Consider the following 18,383-nt stretch of genomic DNA (forward strand, 5'->3'; position numbering starts at 1 on the left):
ACCCCTGTTCCCAAGGGAGAACCGCCTTGTGATGCCTCCGTTACGCCCCGGCGGGAGGTGATGGTCAGTCACCGAAGGCGATCATCGCCGGAAGCTCCATCTCCTCCTCGTCGGTGGCCCCGGAGACGTACGGGAGCATGAGCAGCGAGCGGCCGCCGGTGTAGAGGACGAGCGGGTCGGTGAAGGTGCGCTCGGTCCCGGCGGCCGACACCGGGTGGCGCAGGACCTGCCGCGGTGCGCCGCCGTCCGGCCCGAGCGCCACGATGCCGCCGCCGACGCCCTTGGTCCCGCTCTTCGCGCCGGGCGGGCCGAGGTAGACCAGCGCCTTGCCGCCTTCGACGCGCAGCGGCATCAGGGTCTGGCCGGCGGGTGCGGGGACCTTCCACTTCTTCCTGCCGGTGCTCATGTCGAAGGCGACGACGTCGTTGGTCAGCACCCCGTCCGCGAACCGGTGCTTCGTGGCGGCGTAGAGCGTGTCGGCGTCGGCGGTCACTCCGACGCAGGTGTCGAGGTTCGCGCCCACGTTCCGCCGCATGCCGGTGCACCGGGCCTCGGGGACGTCGTCGCCGGCGGCGGGCCGGGAGCGGAAGGTTCCGTCGGCGTTCAGGACCGTGATCGCCCACTCGCCCTCCACCGCCCCGCCCTTGCGGAGCGAGATCACCGGTGGGTCGACGGAGTGGACTTCGTCGATCAGCCAGCCCTTCCCGGCCTCGTACGTCCACAGGGTCCGGCCGGTGGACGGGTCGACGCGCCGCACTTCCTCGATGACATCGCCGGATTCGGACCCGGACCCGGACTCGGACCCGGACTCACCGGCCGGCTGGTCGCGGCAGCTGACAGCGGCGAGCAGGACGGCTCCGCCGGCGAGACCGTACGACTGGCAGGGGCCGGGCAGCTTGTCCCACAGGTGCTTGCCGTCGCTGACCCGGTAGGCATCGGTGCGGCCGACGCGCCCGATCGTCAGGACGTCGCCGCTGATCGCCATGACGATGTTGGCGAGGCCGTCCTGCGTCGGCGCGCGTTCGAAGGTCGCGGACCAGCCCGCCTCGCCGGTGGCCAGATCGATCATCTGGAGCTTGTCGCAGACCGAGTTCTCCGTGGATGTGTCGGTCAGGAGCCCGATGACGATCTTCCCGTCCGCGGTCGGCCGGGTGGGCGCCGCGCAGACGTCGGAGGGCAGCCGCAGGCTCCACTTCCGCGCTCCGTCATCGAGGGAGTAGCCGGACGCCGTGCGGTACATGGCCTTGGCCACGACATCGCCGACGACCCAGGGGCCGAGGGCGGAGGCGCCGCCCCCCGGCAGGTCCACGCCGTTCCGCTGGACCCAGCGGACCTTCGCCTCGCCCTCCTTGCGGCCCTTGTTGATCTCCGCGGCCCCCGGGGCGGACGTCGCCTTCGGACCCGGCTCGGCGCCGGGCTCCTTCGGGGAGGTGCTCTCCTTCGCGAGGGGCTTCCCGTCGTCGGCGCCGTCATCGCCGCCCACCGCGAACCAGACGCCGGCCCCGATGACGAGGACCCCGGCGAGCACGGCGGCGACGAGACCCGCGGCCCGGCCCCGCGAGCGCCCGCCCGGACGCGAGGGCCGGGGCCCGGGGTGGCCGTACGACGCGGTGGGCGGCGGGCCGTACGGACCGGGATGGTGCTGCGGCTGCGGGTAGCCGTACGGCGCCGTGGGCGGCTGACCGTACGGGCCGGGCTGGGGCTGCGGCTGGTGCTGGTGCTCAGGCGGCACGGGGTTCCCGTACGCGCCGGGCCGCGGTTCGTACGGAGCGCCGAAGCCCTCCTGCTCCCCCGGCCCGCCCTGCGGCGGCTGCGGCGGCTGCGACATCGGTGTGGTCCCCCTCGAACGTACGGTCCCTGCCGTCCCGTTCTACCACCTGCCGCGTCGCCGTCCGTCAGGCGTCCTCGGCCAGTTCCAGCCAGCGCATCTCCAACTCGTCCCGCTCGGTGACGAGTTCGCGTAGTTCGGCGTCGAGCCCCGCCACCTTCTCGAAGTCGGTGGCGTTGTCGGCGATCTGCTTGTGCAGCGTGGTCTCCCGGGTGGAGAGCTTGTCGAGCTGCCGCTCGACCTTCTGGAGCTCCTTCTTCGCGGCGCGGGCCTCCTGCGCCGAGACGGCCGGGGCCGCGGCGGCCGCGTTGGCCGTACGGGGCACGGCGGCGGAGGGGGTGGACTCCTCCTCCATCCGCTGCCGGCGCTCCAGGTACTCGTCGATCCCGCGCGGCAGCATGCGCAGGGCGCGGTCGCCGAGGAGCGCCATGACCCGGTCGGTGGTCCGCTCGATGAAGAACCGGTCGTGGGAGATCACGATCATCGACCCGGGCCAGCTGTCGAGGAGGTCCTCCAGCTGCGTCAGGGTCTCGATGTCGAGGTCGTTGGTGGGCTCGTCGAGGAAGAGGACGTTGGGCTCGTCCATCAGCAGCCGCAGGATCTGGAGCCGGCGGCGCTCACCGCCGGAGAGGTCGCCGACGGGCGTCCACTGCTTCTCCTTGGTGAAGCCGAACTGTTCGCAGAGCTGGCCGGCGGTCAGCTCGCGGCCGTTGCCGAGGTCGACGCGGTCGCGCACCTGCTGGACGGCCTCCAGGACCCGGAGGTTCGGGTTGAGCTCGGTGACCTCCTGGGAGAGGTAGGCGAGCTTGACGGTCTTGCCGACGACGACCTTCCCGGCGGCGGGCTGCTCGTCGCCCTGGGTGCGGGCGGCCTCGGCGAGCGCGCGCAGCAGCGAGGTCTTGCCCGCGCCGTTGACGCCGACCAGGCCGATGCGGTCGCCGGGGCCGAGCTGCCAGGTGAGGTGGGTGAGCAGGGTCTTGGGGCCGGCCTGGACGGTCACGTCCTCCAGGTCGAACACGGTCTTGCCGAGGCGGGCGTTGGCGAACTTCATCAGCGCGCTGGTGTCGCGCGGCGGCGGCACGTCGGCGATGAGTTCGTTGGCGGCCTCGATGCGGTAGCGCGGCTTGGAGGTGCGGGCGGGGGCGCCGCGGCGCAGCCAGGCCAGCTCCTTGCGCATGAGGTTCTGCCGCTTGGACTCCTCGGTCGCGGCGATCCGCTCCCGCTCGGCGCGGGCGAACACGTAGTCGCTGTAGCCGCCCTCGTACTCGTGGACGGTGCCGCGCTGGACGTCCCACATGCGGGTGCAGACCTGGTCGAGGAACCACCGGTCGTGGGTGACGCAGACGAGGGCGGAGCGCCGGGTCCGCAGATGGCCGGCCAGCCAGGAGATGCCCTCGACGTCGAGGTGGTTGGTGGGCTCGTCGAGGACGATCAGGTCCTGCTCGTCGATGAGGAGCTTGGCCAGCGCGATCCGGCGGCGCTCGCCACCGGAGAGCGGGGCGATGACCGTGTCGAGACCGTGCTCGAAGCCGGGGAGGGCTAGGCCGCCGAAGAGCCCGGTGAGCACGTCGCGGATCTTGGCGCTGCCCGCCCACTCGTGGTCGGCGAGATCACCGATGACCTCCTGGCGGATGGTCTTCTCCGGGTCCAGGGAGTCGTGCTGGGTGAGGACGCCGAGTCGCAGCCCGCCGTTGTGGGTGACGCGGCCGGTGTCCGCGTCCTCCAGCTTGGCGAGCATCCGGATGAGGGTGGTCTTGCCGTCGCCGTTGCGGCCCACGACACCGATCCGGTCGCCCTCGGAGACCCCGAGGGATACACCGTCGAGCAGGGCACGGGTGCCGTACACCTTGCTGACCTGCTCGACATTGACCAGATTGACGGCCATTTCACTCCTGTCCCGGGGGTCCCTGCGGTGAGGACCGCTCGACGTACCAGAGTAGTCGCCGCGCGGAGCGCGATAACGTGCCGCGATCGATCATGGGGAGCAGCCCCGGTCGGGGCGGTGCGGAAGACATGCGGGGTGGGGGCTTCATGACGAGGGCGCGTGGAACGGTACGGGGTCTGATACCGGCGGTCCTGGCGGCGGTGACGCTGGCCGGCTGTTCGTCGTCGACCGGGGCGGGCGACGGGAGCCCGGGTGGACCCGCGGCGAGCAGCACACCCGCGAAGCCGGCGGCCGGGGCCGGGGCGGAGAAGACCGGGGCGGGCACGGCCGGGACCGACAGGACCGGGGCCGACGCCACTAAGGCGGCGGAGCAGGGCGGCCGGGTCGGAGGCGCGGGTTCGGCGTGCGAACTGCCGGTGACCTTCGGCATCGCCGCGCACTGGAAGCCGCGGGGGGCCTCGACGGATCTGGGCGCCGACCTGGACCCCGAGCTGGCCGAGGCACTGGCCGGCCTCGCCGAGCAGGGCACGGTGAAGGTGGTCTGCGAGATCGACGCCAAGCCGGCGGGGAACATCGGCTTCCTCCGGGTGTGGCAGGGCGAGCCGTCCGAGGACGACCCGCGCGCGGTTCTGAAGGCGTTCGTGGCGAATTCCCCGAACGCGAGCGAGACCGTGAGCGATGCCGTCTACACGCGGGTGACGGCCGGCGCTCTCGCGGCCGCCGAGGTCGGATACACCGGCCACAGCGAACTGCTGGACGAGCCGAAGAAGGAGCGCGCCTTCGCCGTCGCGACGCCCGACGGTCCGGTCGTGGTGCACCTGGGCGGGATGGACTCCGAGGAGCACATGGCGATGCTTCCGGCGTTCGAACTGGCGAAGAAGACCCTGGAGCTCCGTCGATGACGGGTCGGCGACGCCCATGACGCCGGCGCGCTGGACTCGGCGTGCGGGGGTGTCCTGCCGCGCGAGGCGGTACGTGCTGCCCGGGGGCGAGACCTGGGAGTTCCGCGACGACCTGACCCTGGCCGGGCCGTCCGGGCGGGGACCGCGCACCCTGCTGCGGTGGCTCGCTGAACTGGGGCGAGGACGGGACGCTGGATCTCGCGGCGGTGCCGGTGCTGGACGTTCCGCTGTCCCTTGCCGCCACGTCTCGGGGAGCCGTACACTTTCCCGTACGTACAGGATGTTGTACAGATAGCACGGGAGGCGATCATGCGCACGATGACCTACACCGAGTCCCGAGCGAAGTACGCCGAGACGCTGAGCGCCGTCGTGGACGACCGCGAGGAGGTCGTGGTCACGCGTGCCGGGCATGAGCCCGTGGTGATAGTGGCGCTCGATGAGTACGAGTCCCTCAAGGAGACCGCGTACCAGCTCCGGAGCCCGGAGAACGCCCGTCGGCTGCTCTCCTCGATCGACCGTCTGGAGAACGGCGGCGGCACGGTGCGGGAGCTCGCGGAGTGAAGTTCGTGTGGGACCAGTCGTCCTGGGACGACTACGTCTGGTGGCAGAACCAGGATCGGAAGATCCTCAAGAGGATCAACGCGCTGCTCCAGGACATCGCCCGCAACGGCAACGAGGGAATGGGCAAGCCGGAGCCGCTCAAGCACGGCTTCCAGGGGTACTGGTCGCGCCGCATCACCGACGAGCACCGGCTCATCTACAAAGTGGCCGCCGACGAGGTCCGTATCGCCGCCTGCCGGTACCACTACGGCCGCTGAAGCCCACCGCGCCCCGGCCCCCGCCCCGCCCGCTCCACCAGCAGCCAGCCGCCCAGGGTCATCGCGACGGCGGCCGGGGCGCTGACGGGGATCGCGATCAGCAGGGCGGTACGGCCGTCCAGCAGGCCGCCGAAGCCAACCATCGACAGGCCCAGCACGCCGAGCAGGCAGAGCGTCGCGCCGAGGGCGGCGAGGGGGCCGGCTCCCGGGGCCCCGGTGGCTCCGGGTGTCCCGGAGACCGGGCGTTCGAAGGCGCGGAAGGCGGCGACGAGCCCGGCGGTGAGGGCCGCCGCGAGGGCGAGCCGCAGCGGGACCTGGGCCCACCAGGCGGCCGACGCCGGCTCGGGCAGCTCGACGTCGAGGACGAGCAGCGCCCCGTACACCCCGAACATCGCCGTGAGGTGCCAGAGGAACGCGGTCATCGCCACCCCGTTGGCCGCCACCACCGTGCGCCAGACCCGGGGGCGCTCCAGCAGGCGGGCGGCCGGGGCGCGGAGGAGTTCGACCGCGCCGACGAGCCAGAGGCCGTGGCAGAGCAGGGCGAGGGTGGGCGGGGCCATGTTGCTGACCTTCTCGCCGGGCATCCCGACCATGGACAGCGGGTACGGCCCGAACGCCACCAGCGCGCCGGCGGTGACCAGGCCGCCACCGGCGAGGAGCGCGGGGCGGTGGAGGCCGAGGTGGCCGTCGGCGCGCAGGAAGCCGAGCTGGTGGACGGCCAGCCAGACGAACGCGAAGTTCAGGAACTCGACGTACGGGACTCCGGCCGCGAAGCGCAGCACGTCCACCGCGAGCGCCGCCCCGGCCAGTCCGGCGAAGGCCCCCCAGCCGTAGCGCTCGTGCAACTTCAGCAGCGGCGGGGTGAACGCGACCATCGCCAGGTAGATCCCGATGAACCAGAGCGGCTGGGTCACCATGCGCAGGGTGACGCCGGTCAGTCCGCCGCCCCCGCCGAGGAGTTGGACCAGGAGCGCCGCCGCACCCCACACCAGGACGAAGACCATGGTCGGGCGCAGCAGCCGCTGGAGGCGGGCGCGCAGAAAGACCGAGTAGACGGAGTCCGTGGAGACCTCCGAGGCGGCCTCGGGGCGCTTGCGGAGCAGGGAGCGGTAGGACAGCGCGTGGGAGAAGCCGCCGACGAAGAAGAACACCGGCATGACCTGGAGCAGCCAGGTCAGCGGCTGGAGCTCCGGGACGACGGCGAGGAGGTTGCCCACCCCGTCCGGGGTGACGGCGGCCATCAGCCAGTGGCCGAGCACGACCGCGCCGAGCGAGGCGACCCGCAGGAGGTCGACGTAGCGGTCCCGGGTGGCGGGCGTCGCCCCGGCCAGTTCACGAACACTTGATCCCATGGGCGTACGGTCGCGCGGGCCGGGCGGGGCGCGGCAGCGCGGCCGTACTCAGATCCTGGGTGAGTACGAGGGGGCCGGGAGCTCAGATGACGTGTGCCCCCGGCGCGGGCGAGGCCGCCACGCGCGTGTCGCGGCAGGTCCCGGACGTCAGCAGTGCGGCCGCCACCTTCTCGGCCGCCGACTCGTCCGCCACCAGGAACGCCGTCGTCGGCCCGGACCCGGAGACCAGGGCGGCCAGGGCCCCCGCCCCGGTGCCCGCGGCCAGGGTCTCGGCGAGGGAGGGGCGCAGGGAGAGCGCGGCGGGCTGGAGGCCGTTGCCCAGGGCCTGCGCGAGTGCGCCGGAGTCGCCGGAGCGCAGAGCGGCGAGGAGGGCGGGGGACGCGGTCGGCTCCGGGACCTCGGTGCCGGCCGTGAGGCGGTCGAACTCCCCGTACACGGCGGGCGTGGAGAGGCCGCCGTCCGCCACCGCGAAGACCCAGTGGAAGGTTCCGCCGACCTCGATCGGGGTCAGCTTCTCGCCGCGTCCGGTGCCGAGCGCGGCCCCGCCGACCAGGCTGAACGGCACGTCGCTGCCCAGCTCCGCACAGATGGCCAGCAGCTCGTCGCGGCTCGCACCGGTCCCCCACAGGGCGTCGCAGGCTACGAGCGCTGCGGCCCCGTCGGCGCTGCCGCCCGCCATGCCGCCCGCGACCGGGATGTCCTTGGCGATGTGCAGGTGGACGGCGGGCTCGACGCCGTACCGCTCGGCCAGCGCGAGGGCGGCGCGGGCGGCGAGGTTGGTGGTGTCCAGCGGGACCTGGGCGGCGTCCGGGCCCGCGCAGGTGATCCGCAGTCGGTCGGCGGGGGCCGCGGTGACCTCGTCGTACAGGCCGACGGCGAGGAAGACGTTGGCCAGGTCGTGGAAGCCGTCGGGGCGGGCGGCGCCCACGGCGAGCTGGACGTTGACCTTGGCGGGGACGCGGACGGTGACGGCCGTACCCACGGGATTCACCGGGCCGCCTCCGGTGTGCGAGGTGTGCGAGGTGTGCGAGGTGTGCGAGCTGCTCATGCGGACGCCTCCGGCTTGTTCTCGGCGATCGCCGCGAACTCCTCCACCGTCAGCGCCTCGCCGCGCGCCTGCGGGGAGATCCCGGCGGCGACGAGCGCCGCCTCGGCGGCGGGCGCGGAGCCTGCCCAGCCGGAGAGCGCGGCGCGCAGGGTCTTGCGGCGCTGGGCGAAGGCGGCGTCCACGACGGCGAAGACCTCGGCGCGGCTCGCGGTGGTGGCGATGGGCTCGGTGCGCCGCACCAGGGAGACGAGCCCGGAGTCGACGTTCGGGGCGGGCCAGAAGACGGTGCGGCCGATGGACCCGGCGCGCTTGACCTCGGCGTACCAGTTGGCCTTCACCGACGGCACGCCGTAGACCTTGTTGCCGGGGCGGGCGGCCAGCCGGTCGGCGACCTCGGCCTGGACCATGACGAGGGTCCGTTCGATGCTGGGGAAGCGCTCCAGCATCGTCAGCAGGACGGGCACGGCCACGTTGTACGGGAGGTTCGCCACGAGCGCGGTCGGCGCGGGGCCCGGCAGTTCGGTGACCTGCATCGCGTCGGAGTGGACCAGGGCGAAGCGGTCGGCGCGCTCCGGCATCCGGGCCCGGACCGTGGCGGGCAGCGCGGCGGCGAGCACGTCGTCGATCTCGACCGCGACGACCCGGTCCGCCGCCTCCAGCAGCGCCAGAGTCAGCGAGCCGAGCCCGGGGCCGACCTCGACGACGGTGTCGTCCGGGCGGACCTCGGCCGTGCGCACGATGCGGCGGACGGTGTTGGCGTCGATGACGAAGTTCTGACCGCGCTGCTTGGTGGGGCGTACGCCCAGCTTCGCGGCCAGGTCGCGGATGTCTGCGGGGCCCAGGAGGGCGTCGGGCTCTGTGCTGCTCACCCGGTAAGCCTACGGCCGCGGCGCGACCCGGCCGCCAAGCGTGCCCGCGGGGGCCGGCCCGGCGGTCCGAAGCGGCGCCCGCCCGAGCGGCGGAAGCCGGGCCGGCCCGGCGGTCGGAAGCCGGGCCCGCCCGAGGGCCAGAACCCGAGGGCCAGAACCCAAGAGTCGGAACCCGAGGATCAGAACCCGAGGATCAAAAATCGAACGCGCGTGCGGTGTTGTCGTAGATCGCGGCGGCCAGTACGTCCTCGTCCAGACCCTTCACCTCGGCCATGGCGCGGAGCGTGACCGGGATGAGGTAGGGCGCGTTGGGCCGCCCGCGGTACGGGGCGGGCGTGAGGAAAGGGGCGTCCGTCTCGACGAGGACCAGCTCGGTCGGGGCGACGGCCAGGGCGTCCCGCAGGGGCTGGGCGTTCTTGAAGGTCACGTTGCCCGCGAAGGACATGAAGTACCCGGCCCGCGCGCAGATCCGGGCCATGTCGGCGTCGCCGGAGTAGCAGTGGAACACGGTCCGCTCGGGCGCGCCCGCGTCGAGCAGGACCCGCAGGACGTCCTCGTGCGCGTCGCGGTCGTGGATGACCAGGGCCTTGCCGTGCCGCTTGGCGATCTCGATGTGGGCCCGGAAGGACTCCTCCTGGGCGGCGACGCCCTCGGGTCCGGTGCGGAAGAAGTCCAGGCCCGTCTCGCCGACCCCGCGCACGTGGTCGAGGGCGGCCAGTGCGTCGATCTCCGCCAGCGCCTCGTCCAGCGCCGCCCTGCCGCCGGGCTCCCTCGCGCCCTGCCGTGCGGTGCCCGCGGTTCCCTCGACGTGCCCGTGGACGATGCGCGGGGCCTCGTTGGGGTGCAGGGCGACCGAGGCGTGGACGGCGGGGTGCGCGGCCGCGGTGTCGGCGGCCCAGCGGGAGCCGGTCACGTCGCAGCCGACCTGGACGACGGCCGTCACGTTCACCGCGGCGGCCCGGGCGAGGGCCTCCTCGACGGTGGCGTCCTGCATGTCCAGGTGCGTGTGGGAGTCGGCGACCGGAACCCGCAGGGGCTCGGGCAGCGGCGGGGCTTCGGTACGGCTCATGCCGACGATCGTACGAGGGCCCCACCCTCGTACGACCGTCGGCTGCGGAAGCCACCCGGGTACGTCATCCGCGACGGAAGGCCCCACCCCATCCGCGCTGGGAGGATCACGTCACCCGCAGTGGTTGGTATGTGTCACCTGCGGTGGCCGGCCCTTTCACCGGGGGTGACAGCCGGTCTCACCCCCGGTGAAAGGGGCGGCTCACCTGCGGTGGAACAGGTCGGACAGGCGCCAGTGGCGGGCCGGGACGGCGGCGACCGACACCGTCCGGTCCTTCGCGGCGGCCTCGGATGCCGCGCGCGGCATCCGCTGCTTCCGCAGCAGCTCCTGGACGCCGGCGACCCGTCCCGCCCGCATGATGCGCACCACGTGTCCGCCGCAGTTCGTGCAGGTGGGCGTGGAGAGCGGGGACGGCACCCGCTCGCCGTCCGCCGTGTAGACGACGAAGGCGTGACCGTGGACGTCGACATGGTGCTCTATCTCGTAGGACTGCTCCCAGCCGTACCCGCACTTCATGCAGGCGAAGGCGTACGCCTCATGGACAGTGGTGGCTGCGATCTCGCTCATGCCTGCTCCTCTTGGCCGCGGGTCACGCGCTCCGGGGGCGGGCGGCCCGCCCGAGGGTTTTCGAGCAGGTGGCCCGTCCCTTCCAGTGGACACCTGCACCCGTACGGACGCACCAGCCCGGCGCCAATATTGGTGCGTTCTTGGCCTCCTTTGGAGGTCCTTTGCCGACGCATGGCAGTGGACTGGCCCCAGGGAGGGCGGCGTGTGACCGCCGGACCACCGAGCGCCCCCGAGCACGCCGTGCGCCGGTCCTGAATGCGCCCGGCGCACCACCCCCGTCCGCCCACCTCCCTTCCCTTAATCCCCGGGCTTTTCCACTCCCCGCCTCCCATGAATTCACCATTCAATTGAAATCGCGATTTCCCCGGACGCCGAACGCCGATTTGCGGCGCACCCATTCGTCCTTTTCACTCATTACGTCAACCCCATTTCCCACAGGACGGGGAACAACCCATGTTCACCACGGACACCACTGCCACCGACGTCGAGCTCGACCTCGACGCCGCCCTCAACCCGGGCGAGGTCGAAGGCCTGTACCGCGACTCCCGTGAATGCGCCTATCTCGCGCTTCTCGCGGGCGGCGGCGCGCTGCTGCTCTCGCCCCCGACCCCGCGCCCGAAGAAGAGCTAGTCGACGGCACATGGACCAGACACATGCTTCGTCGCCCCTCGCGGGCGCCGTGCATGACCTGGCGACAGAGGTGGTCCTCGCTCTTCGGAGCGGGGACCACCTCGCCACGGTGTGCGGCGCGGCGGGAATCGACGAGGGGAATCGGACCGGAATCGCGGCGGCACGGGTCATCGGGGCGGACCTGCTGCTGCCCAGTGTTCTCTACGGACGTCATCCGCATCCGGGTGACGTCGCCGTGCTCGACCGGGCGGTGCGGGAGTTCCCGCCGAAGCCCGACGCTCCGGCCGCGACGGCCTGGAGCCACTGGCACATGATCTCCACGCTCCAGCGGATGGCGCCGTCTCCCCCGGGTGCGGCCGCTCCCGTGACGTACGCGGAGCCCGACGCGGCCTGGCTGGAGGAGGCCCCCTGGCAGGCGTTCACCCACCAGCTCTCGGTCCTCGCGCCGCTGGCCGTCCCGGCGGCCCCCTCGGCCGTGCGGCGCGCCGCGACGGACCGGGCCGTCGACCTGTCGCGCGGCTTCGTCCGCGCGATCCGGCGGCGCGACTGGCTCCAGGCGGCGGGCGCGGGGCGCTGGCTCGCGGCGATCGGCGGCGAACCGGCGACGCTGGGCCTGGAACGCGGCCTGGACTTCGTCGAGCTGATGGGCGGCCACGACCCCCGGGTCGCCCTCCATGTGCGGGCCGCCCGGCTGATGGCCGAAGCGAGGGCACGGTGACGACGACCGCGACCGAGGGCTCCTCCCAGGACCGCCCGGCCGAGAGCACCCGGGGACGCCCGGCCCCGCGGGAGCACCCGGCCCCCGGCGCCGCGCTCGCGGTCCTCCCCGGCGTCCTGCGCGGAGCCCTCGCCTGGACCGACGCGCACCGGGCGCACTTCACGCTCCCCGACGACGTCCTGGAACCCCACACCCAGGTCAACGCCACGCTGAAGCCCCTGGGCGAACTGGCCCAGCTCGGCTCCACGATCCGTCGCACCACCGCCCCCGGCACCCCGGAGCACGAGCTGGCCGGGGAGCTCGTCACGTACGCCTGGGAGCAGGTCGCGGCGGGCGAGCTGCTGCTGGAGCTGCTGCGCGCCGAGCCGTTCGCCGCGTACCCGTACGAGATCTACGCCGCCTTCGCCGGGTACGGGCTGCGCCACGAGGGCTTCGAGGCCCTGGCCCGCCCGCTCACCGCGACCCGCGCCTGGGCCCACACCGAGCAGCACGCCAACCGGCAGCTGGGCCTGGTCAACTCCGAGCGGCGGGTCGGCGTGGTGACCCACACCGACGCGGGGGCGGTCCTGTCCCGGACCTGGCTGGGCGGCCTGTCGGAGCCGTGGATGTTCGAGGGCCCCTCCGGCTACGCGCTGACCCACACCGTCTTCCACCTCACGGACTGGGGCCGGATGCCCGACCGGGTCCCCGCGGGGATCGACGGCTATCTGCGGACCTGGCTGCCCGCGTGGGCCGACGGCTGCCTGGAGAGCGCCCAGTGGGACCTGACGGGCGAACTGCTGGCGGTGGCGGCGTCACTGCCGGGCCACGCGCCCGCGGAGTTGCTGGACGGGGTCTGGCCGGTGCTCGCCGACGTGCAGCACGGGACAGGCTGTGTCCCGGAGACCGGCTCTCCGGTGCGGGACACGACGGCCCCGGACCCGTACCCCTTCATCGACTGCTACCACTCCACGCTCGTGACGGCCTTCGCCGCGGCCCTGTCCCTGAGGTCGCTGCGGTCACCGGGACAGACGGACGGGTCCGTGCCCGGCCGGGAAAGGCGGACCGCATGAGCAGCGGCATCCAGCAGATCCACGACGTGGGGGCGAAGGCCCTGGGCTGGCTGTACGAACACCGGGAGGGGTTCCGGCTGGATGCCGATCCGTCCCCGGAGGCGGGGATGCTGGACCGCTTCAAGCCGCTGGGCGAGCTGGCGCTGATCGGCAAGGTCATCTTCCGGGAGGGTGTGGCCGGCTCGCAGCAGTCCTCCCTGGCCCACAAGCTCCTGGACCACGCCTGGCACGAACTGCTGGACTCCGGTGCGCGGCTGCTGGAGGGCCAGCGGCGCGAACCGCTGTCGCCGGTTCCGCTGGAGGTCTACGTACCGTTCCGGGAGCTGGGCTACCGGCAGCCGGATCTGGAGTCCGCGATCCGGCTCAACCACCGGCTGGCCAGCTGGGCGGCGCTGGAGGTGCTGCCGGTGCGACGGCTCGGCCTGAGCGCGATCGAGCGGCGCTTCGGGGTGGAGCCGAGCATCCCGGAGACGGCGGCGCTGGCCCACACCTGGCTGGCGCGGCGGGCCGAGCCGTGGACGGTCGAGGGCCACATCGGCTACGACATCACGCACACGGTCTTCCACCTCACCGACTGGGGCGAGGAGCCGGCCGGGCTGCCCGCCGACATCGCGGAGTACCTGGCGCTGTGGCTGCCGGTCTGGCTGGACGACTGGCTGGACCTGAAGCGCTGGGACCTGCTGGGCGAGCTGCTGGTCGTCGACGCGTGCCTCCCCGGACCGACGCTGGACCCGGCGGCCTGGCAGGGGTTCGCGCAGGCCCAGCAGCCGGACGGGGCGATGCCGGTGGTCGGCGGGATGCCGGAGGGCGACGAGGAGTCGGTGTTCGACCTCGTCTACCACCCGACGCTGGTCGCCGCGTTCGCTTCGGCGCTCGCGATGTCCCGGGCCCTGTCCGACCTCTCCGCCGCCCCGGCCCCGGCATGACGGACACGACAGCGGTCCTCGCGGACACCCCCGGCTCCCCGGCCACCGCACGCCTCCTGGCCGAGGCCGCCGGTGCGGTCGACGCGCCCGACCTGGTGCTCGCGGTCAGCCGGAACGGGGCGCGCACCGTCCACACCGGGGGCAGCGGGGAGCCCGGCCCGGTCCCCCGTGAGCTGCTGGGCTACGAGCTGGGCTCTGCGTCGAAGCCGTTCGCGGGGCTGCTGCTGGCCCGGCTGGTGGCGCAGGGCCGGGTGCGGTACGCGGACCGGGCGGCGGACCTGCTGGCCCCGGGACTCCCGGTGCACCCGGCGGTGCGCCGGATCACCCTGCGCCATCTGCTCACCCACACCTCGGGGCTGCCGGGCCTGCCCGCCGACTTCTACCCGCAGGCGGTGCCCCGCTGGTCCACCGACCCGTACGGCGGCTACCCGGCCGACCGGGTGGTCCGGGCCTTCCTGCGGGCCCGCCCGCGCCACCGGCCCGGGACCCGCTGGCACTACTCGAACTTCGCCGTCTCGGTCCTCGGCCACACCCTGGCGGCGGCCACCGGAACCCCGTGGGAGGTCCTGCTGCACCAGCAGGTGCTGGCCCCGCTGCGCCTGGCGGCGACCCGGGTGCGCCCGGGGCCGGAGGGCACGGATGCGGTCGGCCACGGCCGCGACGGGACGCCGGTGCCCGCGCTGGACACGGGGGGCTTCACGGCGGCGGGCGCGGTCCGGGCGACCCCGCTGGACCTGCTGACGTTCCTGGAGGCGCACCTGGAGGCACATGTGGAGGACCGTCCGTGCGGGCCTCCGGCCCCCTTGGACCCGACGCTGGGCGCCGCGCTCGCCGACATATCCCGCCCCCTGCTGCGGCGGGGCCTGCGGCACGCGCACACCCATACGCTCACGTGGTTCCACCACCCGTCCCCGTACGGCCCGGTCCTCTTCCACGCGGGAGCGACCCTCGGCCAGCAGGCGTTCCTGGGCTTCCGCCCGGACACGGGTCTCGCGGTGGCGGCGACGGCGACACGGCGGGTGCACCGGGCGGACACGTTCGTGGCGACGGCGTACGGCCTGCTGACGGAGACGCCGTAGCCGCTACGGCTTCGGCGGAGCGGCCTCCTCCGGCTTCTTCTCCGAGGCCTCCTCCGCGCCCTTCTCCGCGCCCTTCTCCGCGTTCTTGGCGGCCACCACCGCGTCGAAGACGTCCCGCTTGGGGAGCCCCGCGGCGGCGGCGACGGCGGCGATCGCCTCCTTGCGCCGCTCCCCCGCCTCCTCGCGCACGCGCACGCGCCGCACCAGCTCCTCGGCGTCCAGCCCCTCGTCGCCGGAGTCGGTTGCGCCCTCCACGACGACGGTGATCTCCCCGCGTACGCCGTCGGCGGCCCACACGGCCAGCTCGCCGAGCGGACCGCGCTTGACCTCCTCGTACGTCTTGGTCAGCTCCCGGCACACGGCGGCGCGGCGCCCGTCGCCGAAGACCTCCGCCATCGCGGCGAGGGTGTCGTCGAGCCGGTGCGGGGCCTCGAAGAAGACCATGGTGCGCCGCTCGTCCCCGACCTCGCGGAGCTTGGAGAGCCGTTCACCGGCCTTACGGGGCAGGAACCCCTCGAAGCAGAACCGGTCCACGGGCAGTCCGGAGAGGGCGAGCGCGGTGAGTACGGCGCTGGGCCCCGGGACGGCGGTGACGCGGATGTCCTTCTCCACGGCGGCGGCGACGAGCCGGTAGCCGGGGTCGGAGACGGACGGCATGCCCGCGTCCGTGACGAGCAGGACACGCGCGCCGCTGGTCAGGGCTTCGACGAGTTCCGGCGTACGGGCCGACTCGTTCCCCTCGAAGTAGGAGACGACACGCCCCGAGGTGTGGATGCCGAGCGCCTGGGTGAGCCGGCGCAGCCGCCGGGTGTCCTCGGCGGCGACGACGTCGGCCCGCTCCAGTTCGGCGGCGAGGCGTGGCGGGGCGTCCGACACGTCACCGATGGGGGTCCCTGCGAGCACGAGCGTTCCAGTCGTTCCAGTCACATCAGCCATCCTCGCAGCACGGGCAGCGCCCTTCCTACAGATGCGTTCCCTACGATGGCGCGGTGACGAGTACCGCACCCGAGACCCAGCGGGGCCAAGACGCCGGGGACCCGCTCGGCGAACAGCCGACCTCCTGGCAACGGCGGCTGCGCCGCTTCGGCCATGTTCCCCGCCCGGAGACCTCTCTCCGCGACCGGCTGGACCCGCCGTACACCCGGCCCGGGCGGCAGGTGTGGTCGGTGCTCGCGATCCCGCCGCACGTGGCGGACCGGCTGGTGCGGTGGTCCGGCTGGGGCGGGCCGCTGCTGGTGACGCTGGTCGCCGGGCTGTTGCGCTTCTGGCGGCTGGACCAGCCGCACGCGGTGATATTCGACGAGACGTATTACGCGAAGGACGCGTGGGCGCTGGTCAACCAGGGGTATGAGGGGTCCTGGCCCAAGGACGTCGACAAGCTGATCCTGAAGGACCCCTCGTCCGTCCCGATCCCGACCGACCCGGGCTATGTGGTGCATCCGCCGGTCGGCAAGTGGATCATCGGGCTGGGCGAGCAGCTGTTCGGCTTCACGCCGTTCGGCTGGCGCTTCATGGTGGCGGTGCTGGGCACGATCTCCGTGCTCCTCCTCTGCCGGATCGGCCGACGGCTGTTCCGCTCCACGTTCCTGGGGTGCCTCGCGGGGCTGCTGCTCGCGGTGGACGGGCTGCACTTCGTGATGAGCCGGACCGCGCTGCTCGACCTGATCGTCATGTTCTTCGTGCTGGCCGCGTTCGGCTGCCTGGTGGCCGACCGTGACCATGCCCGCCGCCGACTGGCCGACGCGCTGCCGGTCGACGAGGAGGGGGTGCTGCGCCCGGACGCCCGGATCGCGGAGACCCTGCGCCTGGGGTGGCGGCCGTGGCGGCTGGCGGCGGGCGTGATGCTGGGCCTGGCCTTCGCCACGAAGTGGAACGGCCTGTACGTCCTGGCGGCGTTCGGCCTGATGACGGTCCTGTGGGACGTCGGGGCACGCCGCACGGCAGGGGCCGTGCACCCGTACCAGGCGGTGCTGCGCCGCGACCTGATCCCCGCGTTCCTCTCCACGGTGCCGGTGGCGATCGTCACGTACGTCGTGTCGTGGACCGGCTGGATCGTCACGGACAAGGGCTACTACCGGAACTGGGCGGCCACCGAGGGCAAGGACTCCTCCTGGAGCTGGCTGTTCCCGGACTGGCTGCGCAGTCTGTGGCACTACGAGAACCAGGTGTACGACTTCCACGTCGGCCTGACCTCGGGCCACACGTACGAGTCCAACCCGTGGAGCTGGCTCGTGCTGGGCCGGCCCGTGTCGTACTACTACGAGGAGCAGGCGGGCTGCGAGGAGTCGGCGACCGGCAAGTGCGCCAGCGAGGTCCTCGCCATCGGCACCCCGCTGCTGTGGTGGCTGGCCTGCTTCGCCCTCGCGTACGTGCTCTGGCGCTGGTTCTTCCGCCGCGACTGGCGGGCGGGCGCGATCGCCTGCGGTGTGGTGGCGGGCTGGCTGCCCTGGTTCTTCTACCAGGAGCGGACGATCTTCCTCTTCTACGCGGTGGTCTTCGTCCCGTTCCTGTGTCTGGCCGTGACGATGATGCTGGGCGCGATCGCGGGCCCGGCGGCGGGCACGGGCGCCCGGGCCGAACTGGGCCTCACCACCCAGGACCCCACCGGCGAACGCCGCCGCACGCTGGGGGCGATCGCGGTGGGCGTGCTGGTGCTCCTGATCGTCTGGAACTTCATCTACTTCCACCCCCTGTTCACGGGGACGCAGATCCCGGACGACCTGTGGCGGGACCGGATGTGGCTGGACACGTGGGTGTAGACGCCACGGCGTGACCGGGGCGGGCGGGCAGGAAGCCGAAACGCGGGCGGGCCGCGACGAATCATCGTCGCGGCCCGCCCGCGTTTCACTTCTGGACCCGAAGTTTAGAAGAAGTGCTTTCGCCCGCCCACCGCGCGGCCGGTCGCACCCAGGATCCACAGGATGGCGCCCACCAGAATGAGGATTCCGCCGATGGTCGTCAGGATCCCCATGCCGACGAGCAGGCCGATGATCAGCAGAATAAGTCCAAGGACGATCATTTTCGTTTCCCATCGTCAAGTCGGTTCAGACGCGTATGCGCCTGCACTTCACAACGGCCTCAGTGCACCTCACCGGTACCGCCCGGTTCCGAATGTCGCCAGAACCTCGTTGCGAAGGTCCTGGTGCCCGGCAATTCGGCATTCACACATCGCTCTCACATCATCGCAAGGACGTGCGCCGCTGTCGCGCCAGATAGATCGCGGCCGCCCCCGAAAGCACCAGGAAGAGCGCGGCGGTCCCGCCCGACATCCACGCCAGCAGGGCCGCGCCGCCGCCCCCGACGTCCTCCTCGCGGGCGACCACCTGCGGGTCGTCCGCCTGGTACCGGACGGTCATGGGTGCGCCGACGGACTGCCTGCCGCCTCCGCTGCCCACCGGCAGGTCCGCCACCACGGTCTGCCCGCCGGCCTTAAACGTGACCTCGCACTGGCCCGACATGCACGCGCCACTGGTGTGCAAGGTCGCCTGGGCCCGCTCGCCGTCCTGGAGAGAGCGCAGGTGCTCTGCCGCCGGAAACATCACCAGCGCCGACAGCGCCCCCAGCAGCAGGCCGAGAGCCAAGGACATCAGCATGGACGCACGGGGCCCCAGCCCGTTCGCTCCGCCGCCGGCCGCACCGG

19 protein-coding genes are annotated in these 18,383 nt (G+C 72.9%); 9 read left to right on the top strand and 10 right to left on the bottom strand.

Annotation, left to right across the window (positions count from 1 at the left end; translation table 11 throughout):
* Positions 1-64: 64 nt before the first annotated feature.
* Both AB0F29_RS29720 and AB0F29_RS29725 read right to left on the bottom strand, forming a co-directional pair.
* Positions 65-1,828, bottom strand: coding sequence for a PQQ-binding-like beta-propeller repeat protein (locus tag AB0F29_RS29720; protein ID WP_361878259.1), 1,764 nt, complete (start codon positions 1,826-1,828; stop codon positions 65-67).
* A gap of 67 nt (positions 1,829-1,895) precedes the next feature.
* Positions 1,896-3,713: an ABC-F family ATP-binding cassette domain-containing protein gene (locus AB0F29_RS29725; protein ID WP_361878262.1), complete on the bottom strand. Its 1,818-nt coding sequence runs from the start codon at positions 3,711-3,713 to the stop codon at positions 1,896-1,898.
* A 146-nt stretch (positions 3,714-3,859) separates the two neighbouring features.
* On the opposite strand from AB0F29_RS29725, the gene AB0F29_RS29730 reads away from it, so the two are divergent.
* From AB0F29_RS29730 to AB0F29_RS29740, 3 genes are all read left to right on the top strand, one after another.
* Positions 3,860-4,615 (top strand): lipoprotein, encoded by a 756-nt coding sequence (locus AB0F29_RS29730; RefSeq protein ID WP_361878265.1) that lies wholly within the window; start codon positions 3,860-3,862, stop codon positions 4,613-4,615.
* Between the two features lie 309 nt (positions 4,616-4,924).
* Entirely contained in the window at positions 4,925-5,176 is a 252-nt protein-coding gene (locus tag AB0F29_RS29735; protein ID WP_361878268.1) for a type II toxin-antitoxin system prevent-host-death family antitoxin, read from the top strand.
* On the top strand, positions 5,173-5,433 hold the full coding sequence (locus AB0F29_RS29740) for a Txe/YoeB family addiction module toxin (RefSeq protein ID WP_361878271.1): 261 nt from the start codon (positions 5,173-5,175) through the stop codon (positions 5,431-5,433). The genes AB0F29_RS29735 and AB0F29_RS29740 overlap by 4 nt, the downstream gene beginning before the upstream one ends.
* Here the strand turns inward: AB0F29_RS29740 and AB0F29_RS29745 are convergent.
* The 5 genes from AB0F29_RS29745 to AB0F29_RS29765 form a co-directional block, all read right to left on the bottom strand.
* A complete protein-coding gene (locus tag AB0F29_RS29745) occupies positions 5,421-6,785 on the bottom strand; it encodes an acyltransferase (protein ID WP_361878274.1) in 1,365 nt (454 codons plus the stop codon). The two genes, AB0F29_RS29740 and AB0F29_RS29745, sit on opposite strands and share 13 nt — an antisense overlap.
* 82 nt (positions 6,786-6,867) lie before the next feature.
* Positions 6,868-7,767 carry a 4-(cytidine 5'-diphospho)-2-C-methyl-D-erythritol kinase gene (locus tag AB0F29_RS29750; protein WP_361878427.1) on the bottom strand — a complete coding sequence of 300 codons (900 nt, stop codon included), beginning with the start codon at positions 7,765-7,767 and terminating at the stop codon, positions 6,868-6,870.
* Positions 7,768-7,829: 62 nt separating this feature from the next.
* On the bottom strand, positions 7,830-8,702 hold the full coding sequence (rsmA, locus tag AB0F29_RS29755) for a 16S rRNA (adenine(1518)-N(6)/adenine(1519)-N(6))-dimethyltransferase RsmA (protein WP_361878277.1): 873 nt from the start codon (positions 8,700-8,702) through the stop codon (positions 7,830-7,832).
* Between the two features lie 193 nt (positions 8,703-8,895).
* The gene (locus AB0F29_RS29760; protein ID WP_361878280.1) at positions 8,896-9,771 is read right to left on the bottom strand and encodes a TatD family hydrolase; all 876 of its coding nucleotides are present in this window, start codon (positions 9,769-9,771) and stop codon (positions 8,896-8,898) included.
* A gap of 201 nt (positions 9,772-9,972) precedes the next feature.
* Positions 9,973-10,338 (bottom strand): hypothetical protein, encoded by a 366-nt coding sequence (locus AB0F29_RS29765; RefSeq protein WP_361878283.1) that lies wholly within the window; start codon positions 10,336-10,338, stop codon positions 9,973-9,975.
* Positions 10,339-10,791: 453 nt separating this feature from the next.
* Here AB0F29_RS29765 and AB0F29_RS29770 point away from each other — a divergent pair, with 453 nt between their 5' ends.
* From AB0F29_RS29770 to AB0F29_RS29790, 5 genes are read left to right on the top strand one after another with little or no spacing between them, the layout of a single operon-like run.
* Positions 10,792-10,968 (top strand): hypothetical protein, encoded by a 177-nt coding sequence (locus AB0F29_RS29770; protein ID WP_361878286.1) that lies wholly within the window; start codon positions 10,792-10,794, stop codon positions 10,966-10,968.
* 10 nt (positions 10,969-10,978) lie between these two features.
* Positions 10,979-11,686: a hypothetical protein gene (locus AB0F29_RS29775; RefSeq protein WP_361878289.1), complete on the top strand. Its 708-nt coding sequence runs from the start codon at positions 10,979-10,981 to the stop codon at positions 11,684-11,686.
* A complete protein-coding gene (locus AB0F29_RS29780; RefSeq protein ID WP_361878291.1) occupies positions 11,683-12,738 on the top strand; it encodes a hypothetical protein in 1,056 nt (351 codons plus the stop codon). The genes AB0F29_RS29775 and AB0F29_RS29780 overlap by 4 nt, the downstream gene beginning before the upstream one ends.
* Positions 12,735-13,664, top strand: coding sequence for a hypothetical protein (locus AB0F29_RS29785; RefSeq protein ID WP_361878294.1), 930 nt, complete (start codon positions 12,735-12,737; stop codon positions 13,662-13,664). The genes AB0F29_RS29780 and AB0F29_RS29785 overlap by 4 nt, the downstream gene beginning before the upstream one ends.
* Complete coding sequence (locus AB0F29_RS29790) at positions 13,661-14,743, top strand: serine hydrolase domain-containing protein (protein ID WP_361878298.1); 1,083 nt, start codon at positions 13,661-13,663, stop codon at positions 14,741-14,743. The genes AB0F29_RS29785 and AB0F29_RS29790 overlap by 4 nt, the downstream gene beginning before the upstream one ends.
* A 3-nt stretch (positions 14,744-14,746) precedes the next feature.
* Here AB0F29_RS29790 and rsmI read toward each other — a convergent pair whose 3' ends face one another.
* On the bottom strand, positions 14,747-15,679 hold the full coding sequence (gene rsmI, locus AB0F29_RS29795; RefSeq protein WP_361878301.1) for a 16S rRNA (cytidine(1402)-2'-O)-methyltransferase: 933 nt from the start codon (positions 15,677-15,679) through the stop codon (positions 14,747-14,749).
* A gap of 53 nt (positions 15,680-15,732) precedes the next feature.
* Between rsmI and AB0F29_RS29800 the strand changes: the two genes are divergently transcribed.
* Positions 15,733-17,502: a phospholipid carrier-dependent glycosyltransferase gene (locus AB0F29_RS29800; protein ID WP_361878304.1), complete on the top strand. Its 1,770-nt coding sequence runs from the start codon at positions 15,733-15,735 to the stop codon at positions 17,500-17,502.
* 104 nt (positions 17,503-17,606) lie between these two features.
* On the opposite strand, the gene AB0F29_RS29805 is transcribed toward AB0F29_RS29800, so the two are convergent.
* Together AB0F29_RS29805 and AB0F29_RS29810 are read right to left on the bottom strand one after the other, a co-directional pair.
* The gene (locus AB0F29_RS29805) at positions 17,607-17,762 is read right to left on the bottom strand and encodes a hypothetical protein (RefSeq protein ID WP_018961044.1); all 156 of its coding nucleotides are present in this window, start codon (positions 17,760-17,762) and stop codon (positions 17,607-17,609) included.
* Between the two features lie 160 nt (positions 17,763-17,922).
* On the bottom strand, positions 17,923-18,336 hold the full coding sequence (locus AB0F29_RS29810; RefSeq protein ID WP_361878430.1) for a hypothetical protein: 414 nt from the start codon (positions 18,334-18,336) through the stop codon (positions 17,923-17,925).
* Positions 18,337-18,383 lie beyond the last annotated feature (47 nt).

Origin of the sequence: Streptomyces sp. NPDC026589, assembly GCF_040638385.1 — a bacterium.
GTDB lineage: Bacteria > Actinomycetota > Actinomycetes > Streptomycetales > Streptomycetaceae > Streptomyces.

Excerpts from the sequence above, each read along its gene's own strand:
- AB0F29_RS29720 (WP_361878259.1), bottom strand. The coding sequence starts at position 1,828 with ATGTCGCAGCCGCCGCAGCCGCCGCAGGGCGGGCCGGGGGAGCAGGAG.
- AB0F29_RS29725 (WP_361878262.1), bottom strand. The coding sequence starts at position 3,713 with ATGGCCGTCAATCTGGTCAATGTCGAGCAGGTCAGCAAGGTGTACGGC.
- AB0F29_RS29730 (WP_361878265.1), top strand. The coding sequence starts at position 3,860 with ATGACGAGGGCGCGTGGAACGGTACGGGGTCTGATACCGGCGGTCCTG.
- AB0F29_RS29735 (WP_361878268.1), top strand. The coding sequence starts at position 4,925 with ATGCGCACGATGACCTACACCGAGTCCCGAGCGAAGTACGCCGAGACG.
- AB0F29_RS29745 (WP_361878274.1), bottom strand. The coding sequence starts at position 6,785 with ATGGGATCAAGTGTTCGTGAACTGGCCGGGGCGACGCCCGCCACCCGG.
- AB0F29_RS29760 (WP_361878280.1), bottom strand. The coding sequence starts at position 9,771 with ATGAGCCGTACCGAAGCCCCGCCGCTGCCCGAGCCCCTGCGGGTTCCG.
- AB0F29_RS29765 (WP_361878283.1), bottom strand. The coding sequence starts at position 10,338 with ATGAGCGAGATCGCAGCCACCACTGTCCATGAGGCGTACGCCTTCGCC.
- AB0F29_RS29770 (WP_361878286.1), top strand. The coding sequence starts at position 10,792 with ATGTTCACCACGGACACCACTGCCACCGACGTCGAGCTCGACCTCGAC.
- AB0F29_RS29775 (WP_361878289.1), top strand. The coding sequence starts at position 10,979 with ATGGACCAGACACATGCTTCGTCGCCCCTCGCGGGCGCCGTGCATGAC.
- AB0F29_RS29785 (WP_361878294.1), top strand. The coding sequence starts at position 12,735 with ATGAGCAGCGGCATCCAGCAGATCCACGACGTGGGGGCGAAGGCCCTG.
- AB0F29_RS29790 (WP_361878298.1), top strand. The coding sequence starts at position 13,661 with ATGACGGACACGACAGCGGTCCTCGCGGACACCCCCGGCTCCCCGGCC.
- rsmI (WP_361878301.1), bottom strand. The coding sequence starts at position 15,679 with ATGGCTGATGTGACTGGAACGACTGGAACGCTCGTGCTCGCAGGGACC.
- AB0F29_RS29805 (WP_018961044.1), bottom strand. The coding sequence starts at position 17,762 with ATGATCGTCCTTGGACTTATTCTGCTGATCATCGGCCTGCTCGTCGGC.
- AB0F29_RS29810 (WP_361878430.1), bottom strand. The coding sequence starts at position 18,336 with ATGCTGATGTCCTTGGCTCTCGGCCTGCTGCTGGGGGCGCTGTCGGCG.